The 21985-nt window shown below is 69.8% G+C and carries 25 protein-coding genes; 23 read left to right on the top strand and 2 right to left on the bottom strand.

The genetic code is table 11. The features are described from left to right. Positions 1–144 precede the first annotated feature (144 nt). The 12 genes from ACFOWZ_RS31890 (at position 145) to ACFOWZ_RS31835 (ending at position 11588) form a co-directional block, all read left to right on the top strand. The gene (locus ACFOWZ_RS31890) at positions 145–2754 is read left to right on the top strand and encodes a hypothetical protein (protein WP_382377629.1); all 2610 of its coding nucleotides are present in this window, start codon (positions 145–147) and stop codon (positions 2752–2754) included. Further along, positions 2751–3545, top strand: coding sequence for an HAD-IIA family hydrolase (locus tag ACFOWZ_RS31885; RefSeq protein ID WP_382377628.1), 795 nt, complete (start codon positions 2751–2753; stop codon positions 3543–3545). The genes ACFOWZ_RS31890 and ACFOWZ_RS31885 overlap by 4 nt, the downstream gene beginning before the upstream one ends. Positions 3546–3550: 5 nt before the next feature. Then, positions 3551–3718 carry a hypothetical protein gene (locus ACFOWZ_RS31880; RefSeq protein ID WP_167980346.1) on the top strand — a complete coding sequence of 56 codons (168 nt, stop codon included), beginning with the start codon at positions 3551–3553 and terminating at the stop codon, positions 3716–3718. Between the two features lie 6 nt (positions 3719–3724). After that, positions 3725–4522, top strand: coding sequence for a TlyA family RNA methyltransferase (locus ACFOWZ_RS31875; RefSeq protein WP_382377627.1), 798 nt, complete (start codon positions 3725–3727; stop codon positions 4520–4522). Continuing rightward, entirely contained in the window at positions 4519–5409 is an 891-nt protein-coding gene (locus tag ACFOWZ_RS31870; RefSeq protein WP_382377626.1) for an NAD kinase, read from the top strand. The genes ACFOWZ_RS31875 and ACFOWZ_RS31870 overlap by 4 nt, the downstream gene beginning before the upstream one ends. Positions 5410–5516: 107 nt before the next feature. After that, positions 5517–7286 (top strand): DNA repair protein RecN, encoded by a 1770-nt coding sequence (recN, locus tag ACFOWZ_RS31865; protein WP_081902258.1) that lies wholly within the window; start codon positions 5517–5519, stop codon positions 7284–7286. Between the two features lie 36 nt (positions 7287–7322). Continuing rightward, positions 7323–7943, top strand: coding sequence for a hypothetical protein (locus ACFOWZ_RS31860; RefSeq protein WP_382377625.1), 621 nt, complete (start codon positions 7323–7325; stop codon positions 7941–7943). Further along, the gene (locus tag ACFOWZ_RS31855) at positions 7936–8544 is read left to right on the top strand and encodes a hypothetical protein (RefSeq protein ID WP_382377624.1); all 609 of its coding nucleotides are present in this window, start codon (positions 7936–7938) and stop codon (positions 8542–8544) included. Before ACFOWZ_RS31860 ends, ACFOWZ_RS31855 begins: the two co-directional genes overlap by 8 nt. Continuing rightward, positions 8541–8972, top strand: coding sequence for a hypothetical protein (locus tag ACFOWZ_RS31850; RefSeq protein ID WP_382377623.1), 432 nt, complete (start codon positions 8541–8543; stop codon positions 8970–8972). Before ACFOWZ_RS31855 ends, ACFOWZ_RS31850 begins: the two co-directional genes overlap by 4 nt. Continuing rightward, positions 8969–9406, top strand: coding sequence for a hypothetical protein (locus ACFOWZ_RS31845; protein ID WP_382377622.1), 438 nt, complete (start codon positions 8969–8971; stop codon positions 9404–9406). The genes ACFOWZ_RS31850 and ACFOWZ_RS31845 overlap by 4 nt, the downstream gene beginning before the upstream one ends. A 62-nt stretch (positions 9407–9468) precedes the next feature. Further along, on the top strand, positions 9469–10653 hold the full coding sequence (gene steA, locus ACFOWZ_RS31840; protein ID WP_382377621.1) for a putative cytokinetic ring protein SteA: 1185 nt from the start codon (positions 9469–9471) through the stop codon (positions 10651–10653). After that, positions 10650–11588: a copper transporter gene (locus tag ACFOWZ_RS31835; protein ID WP_382377620.1), complete on the top strand. Its 939-nt coding sequence runs from the start codon at positions 10650–10652 to the stop codon at positions 11586–11588. The genes steA and ACFOWZ_RS31835 overlap by 4 nt, the downstream gene beginning before the upstream one ends. On the opposite strand, the gene ACFOWZ_RS31830 is transcribed toward ACFOWZ_RS31835, so the two are convergent. After that, positions 11585–12259, bottom strand: coding sequence for a hypothetical protein (locus ACFOWZ_RS31830; RefSeq protein ID WP_382377618.1), 675 nt, complete (start codon positions 12257–12259; stop codon positions 11585–11587). The genes ACFOWZ_RS31835 and ACFOWZ_RS31830 overlap by 4 nt on opposite strands. 177 nt (positions 12260–12436) lie before the next feature. Here ACFOWZ_RS31830 and ACFOWZ_RS31825 point away from each other — a divergent pair, with 177 nt between their 5' ends. Genes ACFOWZ_RS31825 through ACFOWZ_RS31815 form a run of 3 tightly spaced genes read left to right on the top strand, consistent with a single transcriptional unit; the run spans position 12437 to position 15141 of the window. Continuing rightward, positions 12437–14119 (top strand): CTP synthase, encoded by a 1683-nt coding sequence (locus ACFOWZ_RS31825; protein ID WP_382377616.1) that lies wholly within the window; start codon positions 12437–12439, stop codon positions 14117–14119. Further along, a complete protein-coding gene (locus tag ACFOWZ_RS31820) occupies positions 14116–14736 on the top strand; it encodes an NUDIX domain-containing protein (protein ID WP_030468853.1) in 621 nt (206 codons plus the stop codon). The genes ACFOWZ_RS31825 and ACFOWZ_RS31820 overlap by 4 nt, the downstream gene beginning before the upstream one ends. A gap of 39 nt (positions 14737–14775) precedes the next feature. Next, positions 14776–15141, top strand: a complete 366-nt coding sequence (locus ACFOWZ_RS31815; protein WP_382377614.1) for a DUF2752 domain-containing protein — start codon at positions 14776–14778, stop codon at positions 15139–15141. A gap of 132 nt (positions 15142–15273) precedes the next feature. On the opposite strand, the gene ACFOWZ_RS31810 is transcribed toward ACFOWZ_RS31815, so the two are convergent. Next, the gene (locus ACFOWZ_RS31810) at positions 15274–15867 is read right to left on the bottom strand and encodes an NINE protein (protein WP_382377613.1); all 594 of its coding nucleotides are present in this window, start codon (positions 15865–15867) and stop codon (positions 15274–15276) included. Between the two features lie 53 nt (positions 15868–15920). Between ACFOWZ_RS31810 and ald the strand changes: the two genes are divergently transcribed. The 8 genes from ald to ACFOWZ_RS31770 all read left to right on the top strand — a co-directional run bounded on the left by ald (position 15921) and on the right by ACFOWZ_RS31770 (position 21933). After that, positions 15921–16991, top strand: coding sequence for an alanine dehydrogenase (gene ald, locus ACFOWZ_RS31805; RefSeq protein ID WP_382377612.1), 1071 nt, complete (start codon positions 15921–15923; stop codon positions 16989–16991). 8 nt (positions 16992–16999) lie between these two features. Continuing rightward, positions 17000–17875, top strand: a complete 876-nt coding sequence (gene xerD, locus ACFOWZ_RS31800) for a site-specific tyrosine recombinase XerD (RefSeq protein ID WP_030468857.1) — start codon at positions 17000–17002, stop codon at positions 17873–17875. Positions 17876–17899: 24 nt separating this feature from the next. Then, positions 17900–18229 carry an ArsR/SmtB family transcription factor gene (locus tag ACFOWZ_RS31795; RefSeq protein WP_081902248.1) on the top strand — a complete coding sequence of 110 codons (330 nt, stop codon included), beginning with the start codon at positions 17900–17902 and terminating at the stop codon, positions 18227–18229. Between the two features lie 100 nt (positions 18230–18329). Next, on the top strand, positions 18330–19253 hold the full coding sequence (locus ACFOWZ_RS31790; RefSeq protein WP_382377610.1) for a ParA family protein: 924 nt from the start codon (positions 18330–18332) through the stop codon (positions 19251–19253). Further along, complete coding sequence (locus ACFOWZ_RS31785; RefSeq protein WP_382377608.1) at positions 19250–19573, top strand: hypothetical protein; 324 nt, start codon at positions 19250–19252, stop codon at positions 19571–19573. The genes ACFOWZ_RS31790 and ACFOWZ_RS31785 overlap by 4 nt, the downstream gene beginning before the upstream one ends. After that, positions 19570–20400 carry a segregation and condensation protein A gene (locus tag ACFOWZ_RS31780; protein WP_382377606.1) on the top strand — a complete coding sequence of 277 codons (831 nt, stop codon included), beginning with the start codon at positions 19570–19572 and terminating at the stop codon, positions 20398–20400. Before ACFOWZ_RS31785 ends, ACFOWZ_RS31780 begins: the two co-directional genes overlap by 4 nt. Further along, positions 20397–21206 carry an SMC-Scp complex subunit ScpB gene (gene scpB / locus ACFOWZ_RS31775; RefSeq protein ID WP_382377605.1) on the top strand — a complete coding sequence of 270 codons (810 nt, stop codon included), beginning with the start codon at positions 20397–20399 and terminating at the stop codon, positions 21204–21206. Before ACFOWZ_RS31780 ends, scpB begins: the two co-directional genes overlap by 4 nt. Beyond that, the gene (locus tag ACFOWZ_RS31770; RefSeq protein WP_382377604.1) at positions 21199–21933 is read left to right on the top strand and encodes a pseudouridine synthase; all 735 of its coding nucleotides are present in this window, start codon (positions 21199–21201) and stop codon (positions 21931–21933) included. Before scpB ends, ACFOWZ_RS31770 begins: the two co-directional genes overlap by 8 nt. Positions 21934–21985: the final 52 nt, after the last annotated feature.

Raw genomic sequence — 21985 nt, 5'->3', positions numbered from 1 at the left:
CTTCTGCGCCGATGGTACTGCACTGGTTACGGTGTGGGAGAGTAGGTCGCCGCCGAACTTCTTCCCTGAAGGGGCTTGTGATTGCGGGGCACAACAACAGTGCTCGCTCACAAGCCCCTTTCAGCGTGTCCATAGGAGGATTAGGTGTCCAGGTTCGGGGATCGTCCCGGCGACCGTCAGCGTGGCCAGGGAGACCGACCGCGCCGTTCCGAGGGTGGCCGTCCAGCAGGCGATCGAAAGTTCAGCAGCAACTCCCAGCGTGGTGAAGGCTCCGGCGACCGCACCAACCGCGGCGACCGTCGAGACGACCGCGCCGGCTACCGGGGCCAGGGCTCGAGCGACCGCAGCGGCTACCGCAGCGACCGCTCCGGCGACCGCCCCAGCTACCGCAAGGACGACTCCGGTGACCGCGGCGGCTACCGGAAGAGCGACTCGGGCGAGCGCGGCGGTTACCGCGGCTCGAGCGACCGCGGTGGGTACCGCAAGGACGACTCGGGCGATCGCGGTGGTTACCGCGGTTCGAGTGACCGTGGCGGTTACCGCAAGGACGACTCGGGCGACCGTGGTGGTTACCGCGGCCAGGGTTCCAGCGACCGCGGTGGTTACCGCAAGAGCGACTCCGGTGAGCGCGGCGGGTTCCGTGGCGAGCGCTCCGGTGAGCGCGGCGGCTACCGCAAGGACGACTCCGGCGGCTACCGCGGCCAGGGCTCCGGTGAGCGCGGGGGTTACCGCGGAGACCGTTCCAGCGACCGCGGCGGGTTCCGTCGCGACGACTCCGGCGACCGCGGCGGCTTCCGCAAGAGCGATTCTGGTGACCGTGGTGGTTACCGTGGCGAGCGCTCCGGCGACCGCCCCAGCTACCGCAAGGACGACTCGGGCGACCGCGGCGGTTACCGCGGCTCGAGCGACCGTGGCGGCTACCGCAAGGACGACTCGGGCGACCGCGGCGGTTACCGCGGCTCGAGCGACCGCGGCGGTTACCGCAAGGACGACTCGGGCGACCGCGGCGGTTACCGCGGCTCGAGCGACCGCGGCGGTTACCGCAAGGACGACTCTGGTGACCGTGGTGGTTACCGCGGTTCGAGTGACCGTGGCGGCTTCCGCAAGAGCGACTCCGGTGAGCGCGGCGGGTACCGCAAGGACGACTCGGGTGATCGCGGCGGTTATCGCGGTCAGGGTTCCAGCGACCGTGGCGGCTTCCGCAAGAGCGATTCTGGTGACCGTGGTGGTTACCGCGGTTCGAGTGACCGTGGCGGCTACCGCAAGGACGACGCCGGTGACCGTGGTGGTTACCGCGGCTCGAGCGACCGCGGTGGGTACCGCAGGGACGACTCTGGTGACCGTGGTGGCTACCGCGGCTCGAACGACCGCGGTGGGTACCGCAAGAGCGACTCCGGCGAGCGCGGCGGGTTCCGTGGCGAGCGCTCGGGAGACCGTGGCGGCTTCCGGCGGGACGACTCCGGTGACCGGGGTGGGTACCGCGGCGACCGTCGCGACTCCCGTTCTGACGACCGCGGTGGGTACCGCTCGGGCGAGCGTGGTGGTTACCAGCGCGATGACCGCCGGGACGAGCGCAGCCGTGAGCGTGCGGCGCGGTTCCAGGAACGTCGTGCCGAGTCGGACGTCGAGGCCACCGGTCAGGACGTCGCGGGTGCCGAGGGTTCGTCCGACGTGACGTCGGAGGGCTCGCGTGCCGGTTACCGCCTTGGTGACGGTGCTGCGGCCACCCGCGCTGCGGCCGGCCGTGAGCAGGGTGCCGAGGCCGGCGACGGTGCCGCGTCCGCCGAGGGCGTGACCTCCGCCCAGAGCACTGCTGCTGAGGACGCCGACGGCGTCACCCAGGATGGCAACCAGACGGCTGACCAGGACGTCGACGAGACGGCTGGCCAGGGCGCCGACCGCGAAGCCGACCAGGACGCCGACGCCCGCGATGTCCAGGCAGGTGACAGCGACACCGACGAGCTGGCCCAGGCCGACGAGCGCGGCACCCAGGACGGCGACCGTCAGGCCGCCGACAGCGACGACCGCGCCCAGCAGCGGGACGACCGGGACGACGCTCCCGCCCCCCGCGGCGGCCGGCCCGAGCTGCCGGAAGAGGCCGACCTGTCGCTGCTCGACCCCGAGATCCGGGCCGAGCTGCGCAGCCTTCCCAAGGGGCTCGCGGAGATCGTCGGACGGCACCTGGCCGCGGCCGGGCTGCTGATCGACGAGGAGCCCGAGCTCGCCCTGGAGCACGCCCGGTACGCGCGCAGCAAGGCGGCGCGAGTCGGTGTCGTGCGCGAAGCGGCGGGGCTCACCGCCTACTTCGCGGACGAGTGGGCCGAGGCGCTCAGCGAGCTGCGCGCCGCGCGCCGGATGATGCCCGGGCCGGGTCACCTCGCGATCATGGCCGACTGCGAGCGGGCGCTCGGGCGGCCGGAGCGGGCCATCGACCTCGCCAAGGACCCCGCGGCCAAGGAGCTCTCCCAGGAGGACGAGATCGAGCTGCGGATCGTCGCGGCCGGTGCTCGTCGCGACATGGGGCAGCTGGACGCGGCTGTGGTGGCGTTGCAGGGGCCCGACCTGGATCCGGGGCAGCGCACTCCCTACTCCGCGCGGCTCTTCTACGCTTACGCCGACAACCTGGCCGCGGCCGGTCGCATCGAGGAAGCGGTCAAGTGGTTCCTCAACGCCGCCGAGGCTGACGACGAAGGGGAGACGGACGCCGCCGAGCGCGCGTTCGAGCTGACCCAGGAGGAGACCGCGGAGCAGTGAGCGAGACGTTGGTCGACCGGTACGACGCGTTGCTGATCGATCTCGACGGCACCGTCTACCGCGGGTCCCAGGCCGTGCCCGGTGCTGCGGAAGCGATCGCAGCGGCCAGAAGCAAGGGTGTCGGGATCCGGTACGTCACCAACAACGCCTCACGCTCACCGCAGATGGTGGCTGACCACCTCGTCGAGCTCGGGTTCGAGACGAACGTCGACGAGGTGAGCACCTCCTCGCAGGCAGGCGCGGCCATGCTCGCCGAACGCCTGCCCAAGCGCTCCACCGTGCTCGTGCTCGGCACCGAGGCCCTGGAGGCCGAGGTGTTCAAGCGCGGGCTCATCCCGACCGACACCGCCGAAGGCGCGGTGGCGGTCCTGCAGGGGCTGTCCATGGACCTCGGCTGGCGCGAGCTGGCCGAGGCCGCGGTCGCCATCCGCAACGGCGCGCTGTGGGTGGCGTGCAACGTCGACGCCACCCTGCCCACCGAACGCGGTCTCCTGCCCGGCAACGGTTCCCTCGTCGCGGCCCTGAAAACGGCCACCGACGCGGAACCTCTCGTCGCCGGCAAGCCCGCCACCCCGCTGCTCCAGCAGGCCGCGAAGGAGCTCCAGGCGAACCGGCCGCTGGTGATCGGCGACCGGCTCGACACGGACGTCCTGGGCGCGGTCAACGCGGGCATGGACTCGCTGCTCGTCCTCACAGGTGTGTCAACCGAAGAAGAGGCGCAAGCGCTTCCGGAAGACCAGCGGCCCACGTATGTCGGCGCGGACCTGTCGGTACTCCATCGGCTACCGTAAGAGCCGTGAGCTACCCCCTGCCCGGACCACCGCCCAACCCGGCTGACGCCATCGACGGCGCGCTGGCGAGGCTCGACGGGCTCGAGAACGTTCCGCTCGACGAGCACGTCGCGCGGTTCGACGCCGTGCACGCGACGCTCACCGACGCACTGTCGAGCATCGACAAGGTGTGATGCACAGTGCCTCGCAGAGTGCGGCTCGACGCCGAACTCGTGCGCAGGGGGCTCGCCAGGTCCCGTGAGCACGCCAGCCAACTCGTCGCGGACGGCCGCGTCACGGTGCGCGGCACCGTCGCGACGAAACCAGCGACCGCCGTGGAGACCTCCGACGCGGTCGTCGTCAAGGACATCGCCAACGACCCGAACTGGGCGTCCAGGGGCGCGCACAAGCTGATCGGCGCGCTCGAAGGCTTCAAGATCGACCCGACGGGCAAGCGGTGCCTGGACGCGGGCGCATCCACTGGCGGTTTCACCGACGTGCTGCTGCGCAACGGCGCACGGCAGGTCGTCGCGGCCGACGTCGGCAGGGGTCTGCTCGACTGGAAGCTGCAGACCGACGACCGGGTCGTGGTGAAGGACAAGACCAACGTCCGCACCCTCACTCCCGAGGACATCGGCGGGAAAGTTGAACTCGTCGTAGCGGATCTTTCGTTTATCTCGTTGAGGCTTGTGCTCCCCGCACTCGCCGCGTGCCTCGACGAGGAGGGCGACCTGCTGCCGATGGTCAAGCCGCAGTTCGAGGTCGGGAAGGAACGCCTCGGCTCCGGTGGCGTCGTGCGCGACCCGGAACTGCGTGTCGCCGCGGTTCTCGAGGTCACCAAGGCCGCCGAGGAGCTCGGGCTGACGACGAGAGGTGTCGTCGCGAGCCCGCTGCCCGGTCCGTCCGGCAACGTCGAATACTTCCTCTGGCTCCGCAAGGGCGAACCCGCGCCCGCGGAGGAGATGGTGCGCACCGCCGTCGAAGAAGGGCCCCAATGAGGGAAGTCCTGCTGGTCGTCCACACCGGCCACCAGAGCAACATCGATCTCGCCCGTCAGGTGGCCGGCCGGCTCGCGGTCGGGGGCGTCACGACGAGGGTGCTCGACGACGAGGCTCGTGACCTCGGTCCGTCGTGCTGCACCAAGGTCGTGCCCGCCGACGACCACGCCGCGGAGGGCACCGAACTGGTGCTCGTGCTCGGTGGTGACGGCACGTTGCTGCGCGGCGCCGAGCTCGCCCGCCCCGCGCGGGTGCCGGTGCTGGGCGTGAACCTGGGCCGCGTCGGCTTCCTCGCGGAGGCCGACTCGGACGCGTTGCACGAGGCCGTCGGGCACGTGCTGGAACGCGACTACTTCGTGGAAGAGCGCATGACGCTCGACCTCGTCGCGAAGGTGGGCGGCGAGGTCGTCGTGAAGACCTGGGCGCTCAACGAGATCAGCGTCGAGAAGCTGATCCGCGAACGCATCCTCGAGGTCGTCATCGAGGTCGACGGACGGCCCGTGTCGGCGTTCGGCTGCGACGGCGTGCTGTGTGCGACGCCGACGGGCTCCACGGCGTACGCGTTCTCCGCCGGTGGCCCTGTCGTGTGGCCGGACGTGCAGGCGATCCTGGTGGTGCCGAGCAACGCGCACGCGCTGTTCGCCCGCCCGCTGGTCGTCTCGCCGAAGTCGCACGTGGCGTTCGAGATCGAGTCGACGGGTCACCCGGCGGCGCTGTCCGCGGACGGGCGGCGCACGTTCGAGCTGCCCGCGGGTGCAAGGATCGAGATCGTGGAGGGTGAGGTGCCGCTCAAGGTCGTGCGGCTGCGCCAGGCTCCGTTCACGGACCGGCTGGTCGAGAAGTTCGACCTGCCGGTGAAGGGGTGGCGGGGACCATCGGCAGGCTGATCGCGCCGCTCGGTGCGTCGGCACTCGCTGGTTATGGTGCCCCCAGAGCAAGGTCCCATCCGGAAATGTCGGACCCGACAAGTAAGGTTCGCCCTGTGCTGGCCGAGATGCGCATCAATGGCCTTGGCGTGATCGACGAGGCCACCCTTGAACTCGACCCCGGATTCACCGTCGTCACCGGTGAGACGGGCGCGGGCAAGACCATGGTCGTGACCGGGTTGCACCTGCTCGGCGGTGGCCGGGCGGAGGCGTCCCGCGTGCGCACCGGAGCCGACAGGGCGGTGGTCGAAGGCCGCTTCCAGGCTCCGGCCGGCAGCCCTGCCGCGAAGGTGGCGGAGGAGGTCGGCGGCGAGGCGGACGAGGACGGGTCGCTGATCGCGATCCGCACCGTCGGCTCGGACGGCCGCTCCCGTGCCCACGTCGGCGGCCGCTCGGTGCCGGTCGGCGTGCTGTCCGAACTCGCCGAGCAGCTGATCGCCGTGCACGGTCAGAACGACCAGCTGCGGCTCATGCGCCCGACCGAGCAGCGCGGCGTGCTGGACCGCTTCGCCGGCGACGACGTGGCGGAGCCGTTGCGCGCGTACCAGAGCGTCCGCGAGGAGTGGCTCAAGGTCACCACCGAGCTGAAGGAACGCACCGAGCGTTCCCGTGAGCTCGCGCGCGAGGCCGACCTGCTGCGGCACGGTCTGTCCGAGATCGACGCCGTCGACCCCAAGCCGGGCGAGGACGCCGAACTGCACGACGAGGCCCGCCGTCTCGCGGACGCGGACCAGCTCCGCGAGGCCGCCCAGGGCGCGCAGTACGCGGTGAGCGGTTCACTGGAGGGCGACCCGGACAACCCAGGCGCGCTCGGCCTGATCTCCGAGGCCGCCCGCCGCCTGTCCGCTTCCGAAGACCCGAAGCTGCGCGAGATGGAACCGCGTCTCGTCGAGGCGGCGACGCTGCTGGCGGACGTCGGCGCGGAGATCTCCGGCTACCTCGACCACCTGGAGGCCGACCCCGGCCGCCTGGAGCAGGTCCTGCAGCGCCAGGCCGAGCTGAAGGCCCTGACCCGCAAGTACGCGGCGGACGTCGACGGTGTGATCGCGTGGGCGAACGACGCCCGCGCCCGCCTCGACGGTCTCGACACCTCCGAGGAAGCCCTCACCGCGCTGGCCACCCGCCGCGACGAACTGGCAGTCGAACTCGCCGCGCTGGCGGAGCAGGTCACCGCCGCGCGCGTCGAGGCCGCCGCCGACCTGGGCAAGGCCGTCACCGAGGAGCTCGACGGGCTCGCGATGCCGCACGCCTCGGTCGAGCTCGCGGTCCGCCCGCGGCACGCCGAGGCGGGCGACCAGCAGGCGCTCAACGTCGGCCGGTCGATCCTGCACGCGGGGGCGTCGGGCGTCGACGACGTGGAACTCCGCCTCATCTCGCACCCCGGCGCGCCGGCCCTGCCCGTGCACAAGGGCGCGTCCGGCGGTGAGCTCTCGCGCGTGATGCTCGCGCTGGAGGTCGTGCTGTCGCACTCCGACCCGGTACCGACGCTGGTGTTCGACGAGGTCGACGCTGGTGTCGGTGGCCGCGCGGCGGTCGAGGTCGGGCGCAGGCTGGCGAGGCTCGCGCGTTCGCACCAGGTCATCGTGGTCACGCACCTGCCGCAGGTGGCGGCGTTCGCCGACCGGCACCTGGTCGTGGACAAGTCCGCGGACGGCACGTTCACCAGGTCCGCGGTCCGCAAGCTGGACGAGACGCAGCGGGTGGTCGAGCTGGCCCGCATGCTCGCCGGCATGGACTCGACCGACACGGGTCGCGCGCACGCCGAGGAGCTGCTGGCCGCGGCCAAGGCGGACAAGTCGGCGGCGCCGGTCGTGCGGCGGCGCAAGAAGAAGGCCTGACCCGCTGTTCGGGCTCAGGTTCGGCATGATGGTCACGTGACCGTCCAGCAGACCGGGCCGACGAGCACGCGCCGGATCTTCGGGGCGGTGCTGGTGCTCGTCGCGGCCGGGCTCGCGGTGGCGGCGACGTTCCTGTCCGCCTACGCCGTCGAGGTCACGATCAACGGCAGGACGGCGCGCTTCGAGGCGACGTCGTGGGTGATCGAGAGGGACGACTTCCGCGGCGCGCTGTTGCTCGGCCCCATCGAGTTCGGCGAGCCCGCTCTCGGAGCGGCGCTGGTCATGGCGCTGGCCGCGGTGCTGGCGTTCCGGGTTCCCGCGCTGCGCGTGGGGTCGTTGCTCGGGGCCGGACTGCTCGTGGGAGCGGCGTGGTCCGCGGTCACCAGCGTCCAGGCGACGGTGAAGAAGATCGAGGAGCTCGGGCCGCCCGTGCCCGTGAACGTGGAGCAGGGTGACGGGATCACCCTGCTGATCGTGGCGGCGGGGGTGGGCGTGGTGTCGGCGGTGCTGCACCAGGAGCTGCCGCGGCGGGTGAGGCCCGACGAGACCACAGGGGGTGTGGTGATCCACCAGATCGACGACGAGCCGGACGACACGGAAACGCCGCCGTACGGCTATCCCGTGATCGTCGAGCCGAAAGAGCCGAAGAGTGATTGACCGCCGCAAAATCGCTCAGGTCCTGCTCGTGCTGGGGGCGTTGCTGACGGCCTTCGCGAGCTTCCAGACCACCTACAACACCGTGTACCGCGGGCTGGGCCAGGAGCAGTCGTACACCACCACGTTGTGGATCGTCACGGTGACGCCCCAGACCGGACTCTCCAGCAACGACCCGTACTTCGTGGCGGGATGGCCGGTGATGATCTCGGCCGTGCTCGTGATGGTCGGCGTCGCGCTGATGCTGCGGGACAGGACCGCGTTCGTCGGCCGTCCGCTGGCGACGATGGCGGCGGGTGCGCTCGCCGGAGTCGTGTTCGCCTACGTGGTGCAGATCCGGCACGAGAAAGAGCGCATGACCAAGTGGCCGGCCGAGTTCGGTCAGGCGTACGAGCTGAACTACTTCGGCGGTATGTACCTGCTGGTCGCGGGAGCGATCATCGCCGTCGCCGGAGCGGCACTCGCTCAGCAGAGGAGTCAGCCGCAGGTCCAGGAGGAGGACGACGGCGTGGACGAGGTGGTCGTGCACCAGCTCGACAGCGACGACGACACGCCACCGTTCGGGATCGCGATCCCACCGGACGAGCACCAGGAGACGCGGTGATCGGAAGACCGACGGCGGTCGCGCTGATCGCGGCCGGGGTGGTGCTGACCGCGACGGCGATGGTGCTGCCGTGGTACTCGACCGTCTACGCCGGCAACGTCGAGGTCGTCGTGAGGGCGTGGGGCACCCAGGTCGTGAACAAGCCGGGCGACTGGCCCGCCGGCGACCTCTCGCCCTGGTACGGCCTGCCCGTCGCGCTCACGGCGGCGCTGCTCGTCGCCGGGATCTGGATCAACCGGGCCGCACTCGCCGGCGCCGCGGCCCAGCTCGGAGCCGTCGGCATCACCGCGGTGCTGCTGATCTCCGAACGCGGCCACGCCGTCGAGCAGCAGGGCGACTTCGCGATCGGCTACGGGCTCGTGTTCCTCGCCGCCGGAACGCTCACCGCGCTCGCCGGTGCCATCGCCGTCCAGCGGGAGCCGGCGTGAAACTCCTCAGCGCGGTCCTGCTCGGACTCGCCGCCGCGGCGGCGGTCGCGGCGACGTTCCTGCCGTTCTCGGAACTGCTGATCCGCCTCACCCCGGACCAGCCGCAGACCGAGTTCGTCACCACCGGCTGGAGCACGTACTTCGGTGGCACGAAAGACGAACACGGTCCGCTCTTCGGCATCCCGATCGCCGCGGCGGCCGCGACAGTCCTGCTGGGCATCAGGTGGCGGAAAGTCGCCTATGCCGCAGCCGCGGCACTCGCCGGCGTCACGGGAATGCTCTTCGTCTATTTGCTGAACGCGATCAGCTTCCACAAAGCGGGCAACATCACCATCGATCCGGGCCTGGAAGCGGGCTTCGGCAACGGCATTTGGGTGCTCATAAGTGCAGTGGTTCTCGCGTTTGGAGCCGTAGTAGTTCACCCCGACGACTGACCAGCGAGAATCGCCCGGCGTGCCTCACCTGTCGCGCCCGCACCGTGAGTCACTATCGGCGCATGAAGCTTTCCGGGCTGCTGAGCCGCTCCAACCACGAACTTCCCGGTGTCACGGGCGTCGCCCGGGTTGATCGGCGCGTGAGTGACCTGGTGCGGCGCGTCAGTCCCGGAGACGTCGCGGTTTTCGACTTCATCGACCTCGACCGGCGCACCGCGGAAGCACTTGTCGCGGCCGAGGTGGTCGGCGTCGTGAACGCGTCGCCGTCGATTTCCGGCCGCTTTCCCAACCTCGGTCCGGAACTGCTGATCGAGGCGGGTATTCCGCTGATCGACAACGTCGGCGCCGTCGCGCTGCGGGAGATCAAGGAAGGCGTCAAGGTCCGGCTGCACGAAGGTGTCGTCTACGCCGGGGAACGCGAGCTCGCCAAGGGCGTCGAGCAGAACGCCGAAAGCATCGCCGACGCGATGATCGAGGCGAAGGCCGGCATGTCGGCGCAGCTGGAGGCGTTCTCCGCCAACACCATCGAGTTCCTGCGCCGGGAACGCGCGCTGGTGCTCGACGGCGTCGGCGTGCCCGAGGTGTACGTGCCGATGCGCGACCGGCAGGTGCTCGTCGTCGCGGGTGGACCGTCGCACGCCGAGGAACTGCGCAGGCTCCGCAAGTACATCCGCGAGTACCGGCCGGTGCTGATCGGCGTCGACACCGGCGCCGACACGCTGCACGACGCCGGGTACAAGCCCGACGTCATCGTCGGCGACCCCGACGGCATCGGCACCGCGTCACTGCGCGCGGCGACCGAGGTGGTCGTGCCCGCGCAGACCGACGGCCACGCGCCAGGTCTGCAGCGGATCCAGGACCTCGGCATCGGCGCGGTGACGTTCCCCGCCTCGGGCAACGCGGAGGACCTCGCGTTGCTGCTCGCCGAGGCCCACGGGGCGTCCCTGGTCGTCACGGTGGGGCTGCGCGCGACGCTGCGCGAGTTCCTCGACCGCGGGCACTCCGGTTCCAACCCCTCCACGTTCCTGACCCGGTTGAAGCTCGGCAGCAAGCTCGTCGACGGGGAGGCCGTCGCGACCCTGCACCGCAGCCGGGTCTCGCTGGGCGTGATCGTCCTGCTGGTGACCGCGGCGATCGTCGCCATGGCGGCGGCGCTCGCGGTGTCCGGTGTCGGTCACGTCTACGTCGACATCGTGGTCGACGGCTGGCAATCCGTCGTCAACTGGTTCAAGGGGTTCTTCTCGTGATCACGCTGCGATACCACATAGTTTCGATCACCGCGGTGTTCCTCGCGCTGGCGGTGGGGGTCGTGCTGGGGTCGACCGCGATCAGCGGACGGCTGTTGTCGGGCTTGAGCGACGAGAAGAACTCGTTGGCACAGCAGGTGAACGACCTGCAGAACGACCGCAACGCGTTGAACGCCAAGCTGACCGAGGCGGACGAGTTCGCCGCGTCCGTCGGCCCGCTCGCCGTCAAGGACCGGTTGACCGACCGCACGGTCGTCATCGTCACCACCTCCGACGCGCGTCCGTCCGATCGGGACGCTCTGAGCGGGCTGCTGAAGTCCGCGGGCGCCGGCGTGACCGGCGAGGTCCAGCTGACCGACGCGTTCGCCGACCCGTCACGCGGTGACCAGCTCCGCGACCTCGTGGCACGGCTGCAGCCCGCCGGTTCGCAGCTGCCCACCGCCGCCGACCCCGGCACGCGCGCCGGCGGTCTGTTCGGGACGTTGTTGCTGCTCAACGCGTCGAACAACCAGCCGCAGGCCACGCCGGACGAGGCGGCCGCCGCGCTCGCAGGGCTCTCCAACGCGGGGTTCGTGAAGGCGACCTCGGGAGTGAAGCCCGCGCAGCTCGCGATCGTGCTGACCGGTGGTGCCGCGATCGGTGACTCGGCCGCCGACCGCGCCGCGACCGTCGCGCGGTTCGCCACCCAGCTCGACCGGTCGGGCGCGGGCGTCGTGCTGGCCGGTGCGAACGGGTCCGCGAACGGCACCGGCGCCATCGGCGTCGTCCGCGCGGACACCGCCGCGACGTCGATCCTGTCCACGGTGGACAACTCCGACACCCCGGCCGGTCAGGTCGTCGTGGTGATGGCGCTGCGCGAACAGCTGGAGGGCCGCTCGGGCCGTTACGGCGTGGCGGGCAACGCCGAGGCGTCCTCGCCGGGCACCGCCGGCTAGCGCTCCCAGGGGCCGGGAAATCGCTCCACCAGCAGCTCGAACGCTTCCGGTGTGCGGGCGCAGGCCCACAGCCACGCGCGGTCGTCCTCGCGGATGATCAAGTCGTCGGAGACGAACCACCGGCTGAGAGGGTTGTTCAGCGGCAGGAGCGAGAAGTGCTCTTCGAGCAGGGGGACGTCCGCATCGGACCTCTCCCTGTCCGCTGTCCCGCCGCTGTCGCCGAACACCGCCATGGACAGCACCAGCTCCACGCACGCCAGCGAGAAGCGCGGCATCCACGGCTTCCACGGGTGCTGGAACTCGTCCCGTGAGTCGGTCCTGACCAGCACTTCCGGATCGTCGCCGGCGAGCGGCACTCCCCAGGCCTCGATCCACTGGTCGCTGCGGAAGACGAGGACCTCGCGGTCCAGCCGCAGCTCGGCCGGCGTGAGCAGGCGGTCGTGGTTGCTCGTCACCTCCGGCCGCTTGCCGAACAACGACAGCGCCTCTTTCAACGCCTCCGGGAGACCGGCTCCGAGCCGGTCCTCGGCCTCGGCGAGCTCCCGGCGGCTCCAGCCGTCCTCGGGTCCGATCGGCTCCGTCCACGCGGCGGCGAAACCCTCGATGAATCGCCACGCCGCGGAACGGTCGTGCACGGCTCCGGCGACGCTGCCGGCCACGTCAAAGGTCACGTGACAACGATTCCTGATCTCGGCGCGTGCCGGGGCAGGTTCGGGGAAACCCCTCACTGCGCCGATCGGGTGATGTGATCTGCCGGGTCGTGGTGCGCTGAGTGACCGGCGGCGTGTTAGCGTTATGGCCCGTGGATAGGGGGATTTACCCCCACGATTTTCACGGGAGCCCCGTTGGTGCAGCAGGCACGTACGACCAAGCACGTCTTCGTCACGGGAGGCGTCGCGTCCTCCCTGGGCAAGGGGCTCACCGCCTCCAGCCTCGGCCAGTTGCTCACCTCGCGCGGCCTGCGGGTAACGATGCAGAAGCTCGACCCGTACCTGAACGTGGACCCCGGCACGATGAACCCGTTCCAGCACGGCGAGGTCTTCGTGACCGACGACGGTGCCGAGACGGACCTCGACATCGGCCACTACGAGCGGTTCCTCGCGCGGGATCTGAGCGGCGACGCGAACGTCACCACAGGTCAGGTGTACTCCGAGGTGATCGCCAAGGAGCGGCGCGGTGAGTACCTGGGCGACACGGTCCAGGTCATCCCGCACATCACCGACGAGATCAAGCGCCGCATCCGGGCGATGGCCGAGCCGGACGCCGACGGCGTCACGCCGGACGTCGTCATCACCGAGGTCGGCGGCACGGTCGGTGACATCGAGTCGCTGCCGTTCCTCGAGGCGTGCCGCCAGGTCCGTCACGACGTCGGCCGCGACAACGTCTTCTTCCTGCACGTCAGCCTGGTGCCGTACCTGGCGCCGTCCGGCGAGCTGAAGACCAAGCCGACGCAGCACTCCGTCGCGGCGCTGCGCAACATCGGCATCCAGCCCGACGCGATCGTGTGCCGCGCGGACCGGGAGATCCCGGACTCGTTGAAGCGCAAGATCGGCCTGATGTGCGACGTCGACACCGACGCCGTCGTCGCGGCCGTGGACGCGCCGTCGATCTACGACATCCCGAAGGTGCTGCACGCCGAGGGCCTCGACGCCTACGTCGTGCGCCGCCTCGACCTGCCGTTCCGCGACGTCGACTGGACGGTGTGGGGCGACCTGCTCGAGCGCGTGCACAACCCCACCGAGACGGTGAAGATCGCGCTGGTCGGCAAGTACGTCGACCTGCCGGACGCCTACCTCTCGGTCACCGAGGCGCTGCGTGCGGGCGGGTTCGCGCACCACGCCAAGGTCGAGATCAAGTGGGTGCCGTCGGACGAGTGCCAGACGCCCGAGGGCGCTGCGCGGGCGTTGTCCGGCATGGACGCGGTGCTGATCCCCGGCGGGTTCGGCGTGCGCGGCATCGAAGGCAAGATCGGCGCGCTGAAGTACACCCGCACGCGCGGTGTGCCGACGCTGGGCCTGTGCCTCGGCCTGCAGTGCATGGTCATCGAGGCGGCGCGCAACCTCGCGGGCATCGAGGACGCGAACTCCAGCGAGTTCGAAGAGGGCGGTTCGCCGGTCATCTCCACCATGGCCGACCAGGAGGACGTCGTCTCCGGTCAGCGCGACATGGGCGGCACGATGCGGCTCGGCGCGTACATCGCGAAGCTCACGCCGGGTTCGGTGGTCGCGTCCGCGTACGGGGCGACCGAGGTGTCCGAGCGGCACCGGCACCGGTACGAGGTCAACAACGCCTACCGGGGCAAGCTCACCGAGGCCGGCCTGGTGTTCTCCGGTGTGTCGCCGGACGGCCGCCTGGTCGAGTTCGTCGAGCTGCCGTCCGACGTGCACCCGTTCTACGCGGCCACGCAGGCGCACCCGGAGCTCAAGTCGCGTCCCACGAAGCCGCACCCGCTGTTCGCGGCGTTCGTGAAGGCCGCGATCGACTACCGGGTCGCGGACCGGCTGCCGCTGACGGCGGGAGCCTCCAAGTGACCTCCCGGCACGACTTCCGGACGGTCTCCAGCGAGGACCTGCACGTCGGCAAGGTCGTGGCGCTGCGCATCGACGACGTCGAGATGCCCGGTGGCGAGACGGCCAAGCGCGAGATCGTCGAGCACATGGGCGCGGTCGCGGTCGTGGCGGTCGACGACGACGGTTCGGTCGTGCTGATCCACCAGTACCGGCACGCGCTCGGGCGGCACCTCTGGGAGCTGCCGGCCGGGCTGCTCGACCACGACGGCGAGGAGCCGGTCGTCGGCGCGCGGCGGGAGCTGGCCGAGGAGGTCGGGCTCGACGCCGAGCGCTGGGACGTGCTGGTCGACGCGGCCGCCTCACCCGGTTTCACCGACGAGGTCGTGCGCGTCTTCCTGGCGCGAGGTCTGTCCGACGTGGACCGCGACGTGCAGGGCGAGGAGGAGGCGGACCTGGAGATCCACCGCTTCGGAATCGACGAGGCCGTGCGGATGGTGTTCTCGGGCGAGATCGTGAACGCGTCCGCTGTCGCCGGGCTGCTCGCGGCCCGTGAGGTGCTGGAGGGCCGCGCCGAGCCGCGTCCGGCCGATGCGCCGTTCCGCGACAAGCCGACCCGGTTCGCCGCACGAAAGAAGTAGGTTGGAACGATGAACGGCGCTTTTGTCCACCTCAGGCGTATGAATGCGCCGTTCATCGTTCTCGCGGCCGCGGGTGTGGGCGCGGGGTTGTTGATGTTCGTCGACCCGAACGAGCCGGGCAACCTGCTGCCGAAGTGCCCGTTCAAGTGGGTCACGGGACTCGACTGCCCTGGATGCGGTGCCACGCGCATGGTGCACGCGCTGCTGCACGGTGATGTCGTCGGCGCGTTCCACTACAACGCCGTGTTGCTCACGTTGGGCGTGCCACTGGCCGTGTGGCTCTTCGCGCGGTGGACACGTGACAGGTGGACTGGCGAACGGCGATCCGTGCCGAAGTCGGTCGGTTTCGCCGTTCTCGTCGTTTCCGCTGTGTGGGGCGTGGCGCGCAATCTCGCCGGGATCTAGCGCCTGTATCGAAGTCCGCACCCCTGCTGTTTGGCGCGAAAAGCACGTTCGGGCCGATAGATGGCCCGGACGTGCTTTTCGCGCTAAAAAATAGCCCCGGTAGGCCTGAGCCGCTCTACTTCGATACAGGCGCTAGTCGCGGAGCTTGCGGCCCTGCGCGTCCGTGCCGCCGCTGACCAGCAGGATGATCCCGTCGACCAACGACCAGATGCCGCAGCCGCCGCACGTCAGCAGCTGCGCGATGGCGATGCCGACGTGGCCGGTGTAGAAGCGGCCGACGCCGAAGCCGCCCAGGAACAACTGGAGCACGCCCGCGGCGATCTTCGACTTGTCCGACAGCGGTACGCCGGTGATCGGGTCGAAGCCGTACGGGGCGGCCACGTAACCCATGACGGGTGGCGGGGGACCGGTGAACTGCGGCTGCGGGCCCGTGGGCGGCGGGTAGTACGGCTGCGTGGGCTGGGGCGCGAAACCCGATGGGGGCGGCGGCACGGCGGCGAACGGCACCGAAGGCGGTGCGAGGAACGGCGGGTGCGGCTGCGGCAGGTCGCGGAAGAGCTCGGCGAGCTCGGCGTACGACTGCGCGCCGGACGCGCGGTTCACCCGCCCCTGGTACTCCGTGATGTCGAGCCGCGCCATCGCGAAGTGGTCGTTGAGCGCGGTGATCGCTTCCTCGCGCTGCTGGTTGCCGATGCGCTGCTGCTCCGGCCCGAATGGTTCTGACACGGCTCGCCACGTTATCCGATGCAGCAGATCGATATCGGGAATACGCTGCGACGATGCTGGTCGGTGTCCCAAAGGAGATCAAGAACCACGAGTACCGCGTGGCCATCACCCCGGCGGGAGTGGTCGAGCTGGTCCGCCGCGGACACGACGTGGTGATCGAACACGACGCCGGAGCAGGCTCGTCGTTCCTCGACCACGAGTACACGGCGGCGGGCGCGCGGATTGCCGTTTCCGCCGATGAGGTGTGGTCTGAAGCCGATCTCGTGCTGAAGGTCAAGGAGCCGATCGAGCCCGAGTACCACCGCATGCGCCGTGACCAGGTGCTGTTCACGTACCTGCACCTGGCCGCGTCGCCGTCGTGCACAAAGGCGATCGCTTCGTCGGGCATCACGGCCATCGCGTACGAGACCGTGCAGCTGCCGGACGGGACGTTGCCGTTGCTGGCGCCGATGAGCGAGATCGCCGGCCGGATGGCGGCCCAGGTGGGCGCGCACTGCCTGGAACGCGCCCAGGGCGGCCGCGGCGTGCTGCTCGGTGGTGCGCCCGGTGTCGCGGCGGGCAAGGTCGCGGTGATCGGCGCCGGGGTGGCGGGGATGAACGCGGCGACGATGGCGGTCGGCATGCAGGCCGAGGTGATCGTGCTGGACAACAACGTCAACCGGTTGCGGCAGATCGACTTCACCTACCGAGGGCACCTGCAGACGATCGCCTCGAACGTCTACGAGGTCGAGAAGGCCTGCCGCTGGGCCGATCTGGTGGTCGGGGCCGTGCTCGTGCCGGGAGCCAAGGCGCCGAAGCTCGTCAGCAACGAACTGGTGTCCCGGATGCGTCCTGGAAGTGTGCTCGTGGACATCGCAATCGACCAGGGTGGCTGTTTCGAAGACTCGCGGCCCACCACACACGACTCACCTACGTACCGTGTGCACGACTCCGTGTTCTACTGCGTTGCGAACATGCCTGGCGCCGTGCCGAACACGTCGACATACGCGCTGACGAACGTGACGTTGCCATACGTCATCGCGTTGGCGGACAAGGGTTTCGAGGCAGCTGTCGCTTCGGATCCGGCGCTGGCCAAGGGTGTCAACGCGCGTGACGGGAAGATCGTGTTGGAAGGGCTGGCGTGATTTCTGAGCTGGTGGCGACGTATCTCGACCACCTCGCCGTGGAACGCGGCACCGCCCGCAACACGCTCGACTCCTACACCCGTGATCTGCGCCGGTACACCGAACACCTGGAGTCCATCGGTGTCACGGATCTGGGCGCGGTGACCGAGGTGCAGGTGAGTGAGTTCCTCGCCGCACTGCGGGAAAGCGGGCTTGCTGCGTCTTCTGCCGCACGAACGTTGGTCGCCGTGCGCGGGTTGCACCGCTTCGCGCACCGTGAAGGCGTTGTGCCGCATGATGCCGCACGGGCCGTGCACCCGCCATCGCCGCCGAAGAGGCTGCCAAAAGCATTACCGGTCAATGAGGTTCTCACCCTCCTCGAAACTGTGGGAAACCTCAGGGACAAAGCCCTGTTGGAGCTGCTGTACTCGACTGGAGCACGAATCTCCGAGGTGGTCGGGCTGGACGTGGACGACATCGACGCCGCCGAGCGGACGGTGTTGCTGGACGGGAAGGGAGGCAAGCAGCGGTTGGTGCCGGTGGGTCGGCCGGCGTTGGCGGCGGTGGACGCGTACCTGGTGCGGGCGCGGCCGGCGTTGGCGGCGAAGGGGCGTGGGACGCCCGCGTTGTTCTTGAACGCGCGCGGTGGACGGCTCTCGCGGCAGAGCGCGTGGACCGTTCTGAAGACCGCTGCGGAGGAGGCTGGAATCACCGCCGCGGTGTCTCCTCACACGTTGCGACATTCGTTCGCCACCCATCTGCTCGAAGGGGGTGCGGACGTTCGGGTGGTTCAAGAACTTCTTGGGCACGCATCGGTTACGACCACTCAGGTGTACACACTGGTAACCGTTACGACTTTGAGGGAGGTCTACGCAACTGCACACCCTCGGGCCACTGGAACATGAGGCTTCCACGGGTACGGTGGTCAGGTGCCGAACTTGGACGAGCCGTCCCCACAGGCCATTGATCTAGCCGCTGTGCTGCACGCGCTGAGCGACCCGACGAGGCTCGCGGTCGTGCGCCAGATCCAGTCGAGCGGTGAGAGGCTGTGCGGGGCCTTCGAGGTTGACGTCGCGAAGTCGACCCTGTCGCAGCACCTCCGCGTACTGCGGGAAGCGGGCATCACACGAACACGCTGCCGGGGCAACCAGCGCTGGGTGTCGCTGCGCCGTGATGACCTGGATCTTCTCTTCCCGGGTCTGCTGGACGTGGTGCTGACAGCGTCCGAGCGGCGGACACGAACGGATGTCGCCGTCTAACCAAGTCTTGACAAGCCCGGCGAGGCGCGTTGCCGCTCGCACGGGTGCGGCCTAGGCTGCGCCCGGAGAGACGACTACGACCAGTGAGGGAACGCCAGCCATGTCGACACCGGAGCACGCTTTCGCGCCCCGTGCCGATCTGAACCTGGCTCCGCACGCCGCGCCGGTGGACGACGTCGCCCACGAGCAGGTCGACGGCATCGGCCCGACCGGCCGCACGCGCCGCCACATCCCGGATCCGCCGCCGCTGCTGCACCACGGCCCGGCGAAGATCCTGGCTGTCTGCAACCAGAAGGGCGGCGTCGGCAAGACGACGACGACCATCAACCTGGGCGCGGCGCTGGCCGAGTACGGCAGACGGGTGCTGCTCGTCGACTTCGATCCGCAGGGCGCGCTGTCGGTGGGCCTCGGCGTGCACCCGCACCAGCTGGAAACCACGATCTACAACGTCATCATGGAGAACGACACCGCCGTTCCCGACGTCATCCGCAAGACCATGGTCGACGACATGGACCTGTTGCCGAGCAACATCGACCTGTCGGCGGCCGAGATCCAGCTCGTGTCGGAGGTGGGCCGCGAGCACACGCTCGTGCGCACTCTTCGTCCCGTGATCGACCACTACGACTACGTGCTGGTCGACTGCCAGCCCTCGCTCGGCCTGCTCACGGTGAACGCCCTCGCGGCCGCGGACGGTGTGCTGATCCCGCTGGAGTGCGAGTTCTTCTCGCTGCGCGGGGTGGCGCTGCTCATCGACACCATCGAGAAGGTCAAGGAACGGTTGAACCCCAAGCTCAACATCACCGGCATCCTCGCCACGATGTACGACCCGCGCACGCTCCACTCGCGTGAGGTCATGGCCCGCGTCGTGGAGGCGTTCGGCGACATCGTGTTCGACGCGGTCATCAACCGCACGGTGCGCTTCCCGGAGACCACCGTGGCCGGTGAGCCGATCACCCGCTGGGCACCCCGCTCGTCCGGCGCCAACGCCTACCGCGCGCTGGCCCGCGAGGTGATCGCCCGGTGAACCGTCGCCCCTCATTGCCGGGCGCGGCCGAGCTGTTCCGGCTGACCGCTGCCGCCACCCCACCTGAGGTCTCCGAGTCGGTCGAGCCTCCCGTCCAGCGCCGAGGCTCCGGCCGGACCAAGCACACCACGAAGATCACCGTGTACGTGTCCGACGAGGAACTGCTGGCCCTGGAACAGGCGAGGCTGGCGCTGCGCGGCTCGTACTCGCTGGGCGTCGACCGCGGCCGCGTGGTGCGCGAGGCGATCGCCATCGTGCTGGACGACCTCGAAACGCACGGGGACGCGTCGTTGCTGGTACGCAGGTTGCGCGAGCAGTGACAGAGGAAACACCCGCTGAGACCCCGGTCGACGACGGCAAGTTCAAGGTCAGGCTCACGAACTTCGAAGGCCCCTTCGACCTGCTGCTGCAGCTGATCTCCCAGCACACCCTCGACGTGACCGAGGTGGCCCTGCACCAGGTCACCGACGACTTCATCGCGCACATCCGCGGCATGGGCGACTCGTGGGACCTCGACGAGACCACCGAGTTCCTGGTCATCGCCGCAACCCTGCTGGACCTGAAGGCGGCCCGCCTCCTCCCCACCGGCGACGTGGAGGACGAAGAAGATCTGGCGTTGCTGGAGGCCCGCGACCTGCTGTTCGCCCGCCTGCTGCAGTACCGCGCCTACAAACAGGTCGCGGCCCTGTTCGCCGAGCTGGAACAAGGCGCCTACCGCCGTTACCCGAGGTCGGTGTCGCTGGAGCAGCGCTTCGAGGGCCTGCTCCCCGAGGTGATGCTCGGCGTGACGCCCGAGAAGTTCGCCCTGATCGCAGCCGCCGCCTTCCGCCCGAAGCAGAAGCGAACCCTCTCGACGGCCCACATCCACCAGCACCGCGTGTCGATCCGCGAAACGGCCGACACCCTGCGCGCGCTGCTGATCGAAAAGGGCACGGCCTCGTTCGCGGAGATCGTGGCGGACTGCACCGAGACCATGGAGATCGTGGCCAGGTTCCTGGCGCTGCTGGAGCTGTACCGGGAGAAGTCGCTGGCCTTCGAGCAGGAGGACCCGCTCGGTCCGCTGCAGGTGACGTGGGTCGGCGGGACGTTGGAGCAAGCGCAGGCGCAGGCACACGCAGGCGACGAGGACGAGGATTACGGCGGATGAGCGAGCCACTGGTGGGGCCGGACGCGGCGGAGATCGAGAACCCGGGGCCGGCGTTCGACGGGGGCGAGGAGGCGGCCGGGCGCGAGCCTGAGCCCGCTGCCGAGGCCGAACCGGCCGAGCCCGAGCCTGCCGCGGAACCCGAGCCGCAAGCCGAACCCGACCCGGAACCCGAGCCGGATCCCGACCTCGACGCCGCCACCCTGGAAGCCCAACTCCTCGCGGCAGCCCCCGAAGAGGCCATCGAGGACAGCGGCCTCCCCGACCTCACCGACGACGCGACCTTCGAGGCCGCGCTCGAGTCCGTGCTCCTCGTCGTCGACAGCCCGATCGCCGAGGACCAGCTCAGCAGTGCCCTTGAGCAGCCGGTTAAGCGAATCAAGGAGGCACTCCGTAGACTGTCCACCCGGTACACCGAGTCCGGCAGCGGCATCGACCTGCGCAGGGCGGGGGACGGCTGGCGGTTCTACACGCGGGACCGGTTCGCCCCGTTCGTGGAGAAGCTGTTGCTCGACGGGCAGCGCGCGAAACTCACCCGCGCGGCCCTGGAGACGCTCGCGGTGATCGCCTACCGGCAGCCCGTCACGAGGGCGCGGATCGCGGCGGTGCGCGGCGTCAACGTGGACGGTGTGATCCGGACCCTGGTCGCTCGGGGGCTCATCGAGGAGACGGGCACCGACAGCGACACGGGTGGGATCCTGTACCGCACGACCGAACTGTTCCTGGAGCGGTTGGGGCTGTCGTCACTCAATGACCTGCCTCCAATCGCGCCGCTGCTGCCCGAAGTGGATGCGATCGACGATGTCTGAGAACGAGGGCGTGCGCCTGCAGAAGGTGCTCGCGCAGGCGGGGATCGCCTCGCGCCGTGCTTCGGAGGAGCTGATCGACCAGGGGCGTGTCCAGGTCGACGGCAAGATCGTGCGCGAGCAGGGGCGGCGGATCGACCCCGAGACCGCTGTCGTGCACGTCGACGGCGTGCGGGTGCAGATCCGCGAGGACGTCGTGACGATCGCGCTGAACAAGCCGTTCGGCATGCTGTCCACGATGGAGGACGACCTGGGGCGTCCGTGCGTCGGTGACCTGGTGCGCAACCGCAAGGAGCGGTTGTTCCACGTCGGTCGCCTCGACGCCGAGACCGAGGGTCTGCTGCTGCTCACCAACGACGGCGAGCTGGCGCACCGGCTGATGCACCCCAGCTACAACGTCATGAAGACCTACCTCGCCGAGGTGCCCGGTCCCGTCGAGAAGGGGCTCGGCAAGCGCCTCAAGGCGGGCATCGAGCTCGAGGACGGCCCGATCAAGGTCGACTCGTTCAAGCTCATCAGCGCGGTTCCCGGCAAGGCGCTGGTCGAGGTCGTGCTGCACGAGGGCCGCAAGCACATCGTGCGCCGCCTGCTCGAGCACGTGGGCTACCCGGTGCAGTCGCTGGTGCGGGTCGCGATCGGTGACGTGTCGCTCGGCAACCAGCGTCCCGGTTCGATGCGCGTCCTCAACCGCCAGGAAGTCGGCGGCCTCTACAAGCTCGTCGGTCTCTGACGCACACGTCCCTCCGGGCCCCCGAGCCCGGAGGGACGCGTACTCGTTCACC

The sequence above is a fragment of the Lentzea rhizosphaerae genome (assembly GCF_042649515.1).
In the GTDB taxonomy this organism is placed as follows: Bacteria; Actinomycetota; Actinomycetes; order Mycobacteriales; family Pseudonocardiaceae; genus Lentzea; species Lentzea aerocolonigenes.
The sequence above is the reverse complement of the archived record's forward strand: the minus strand, read 5'-3'. Positions and strand labels throughout refer to the sequence as shown.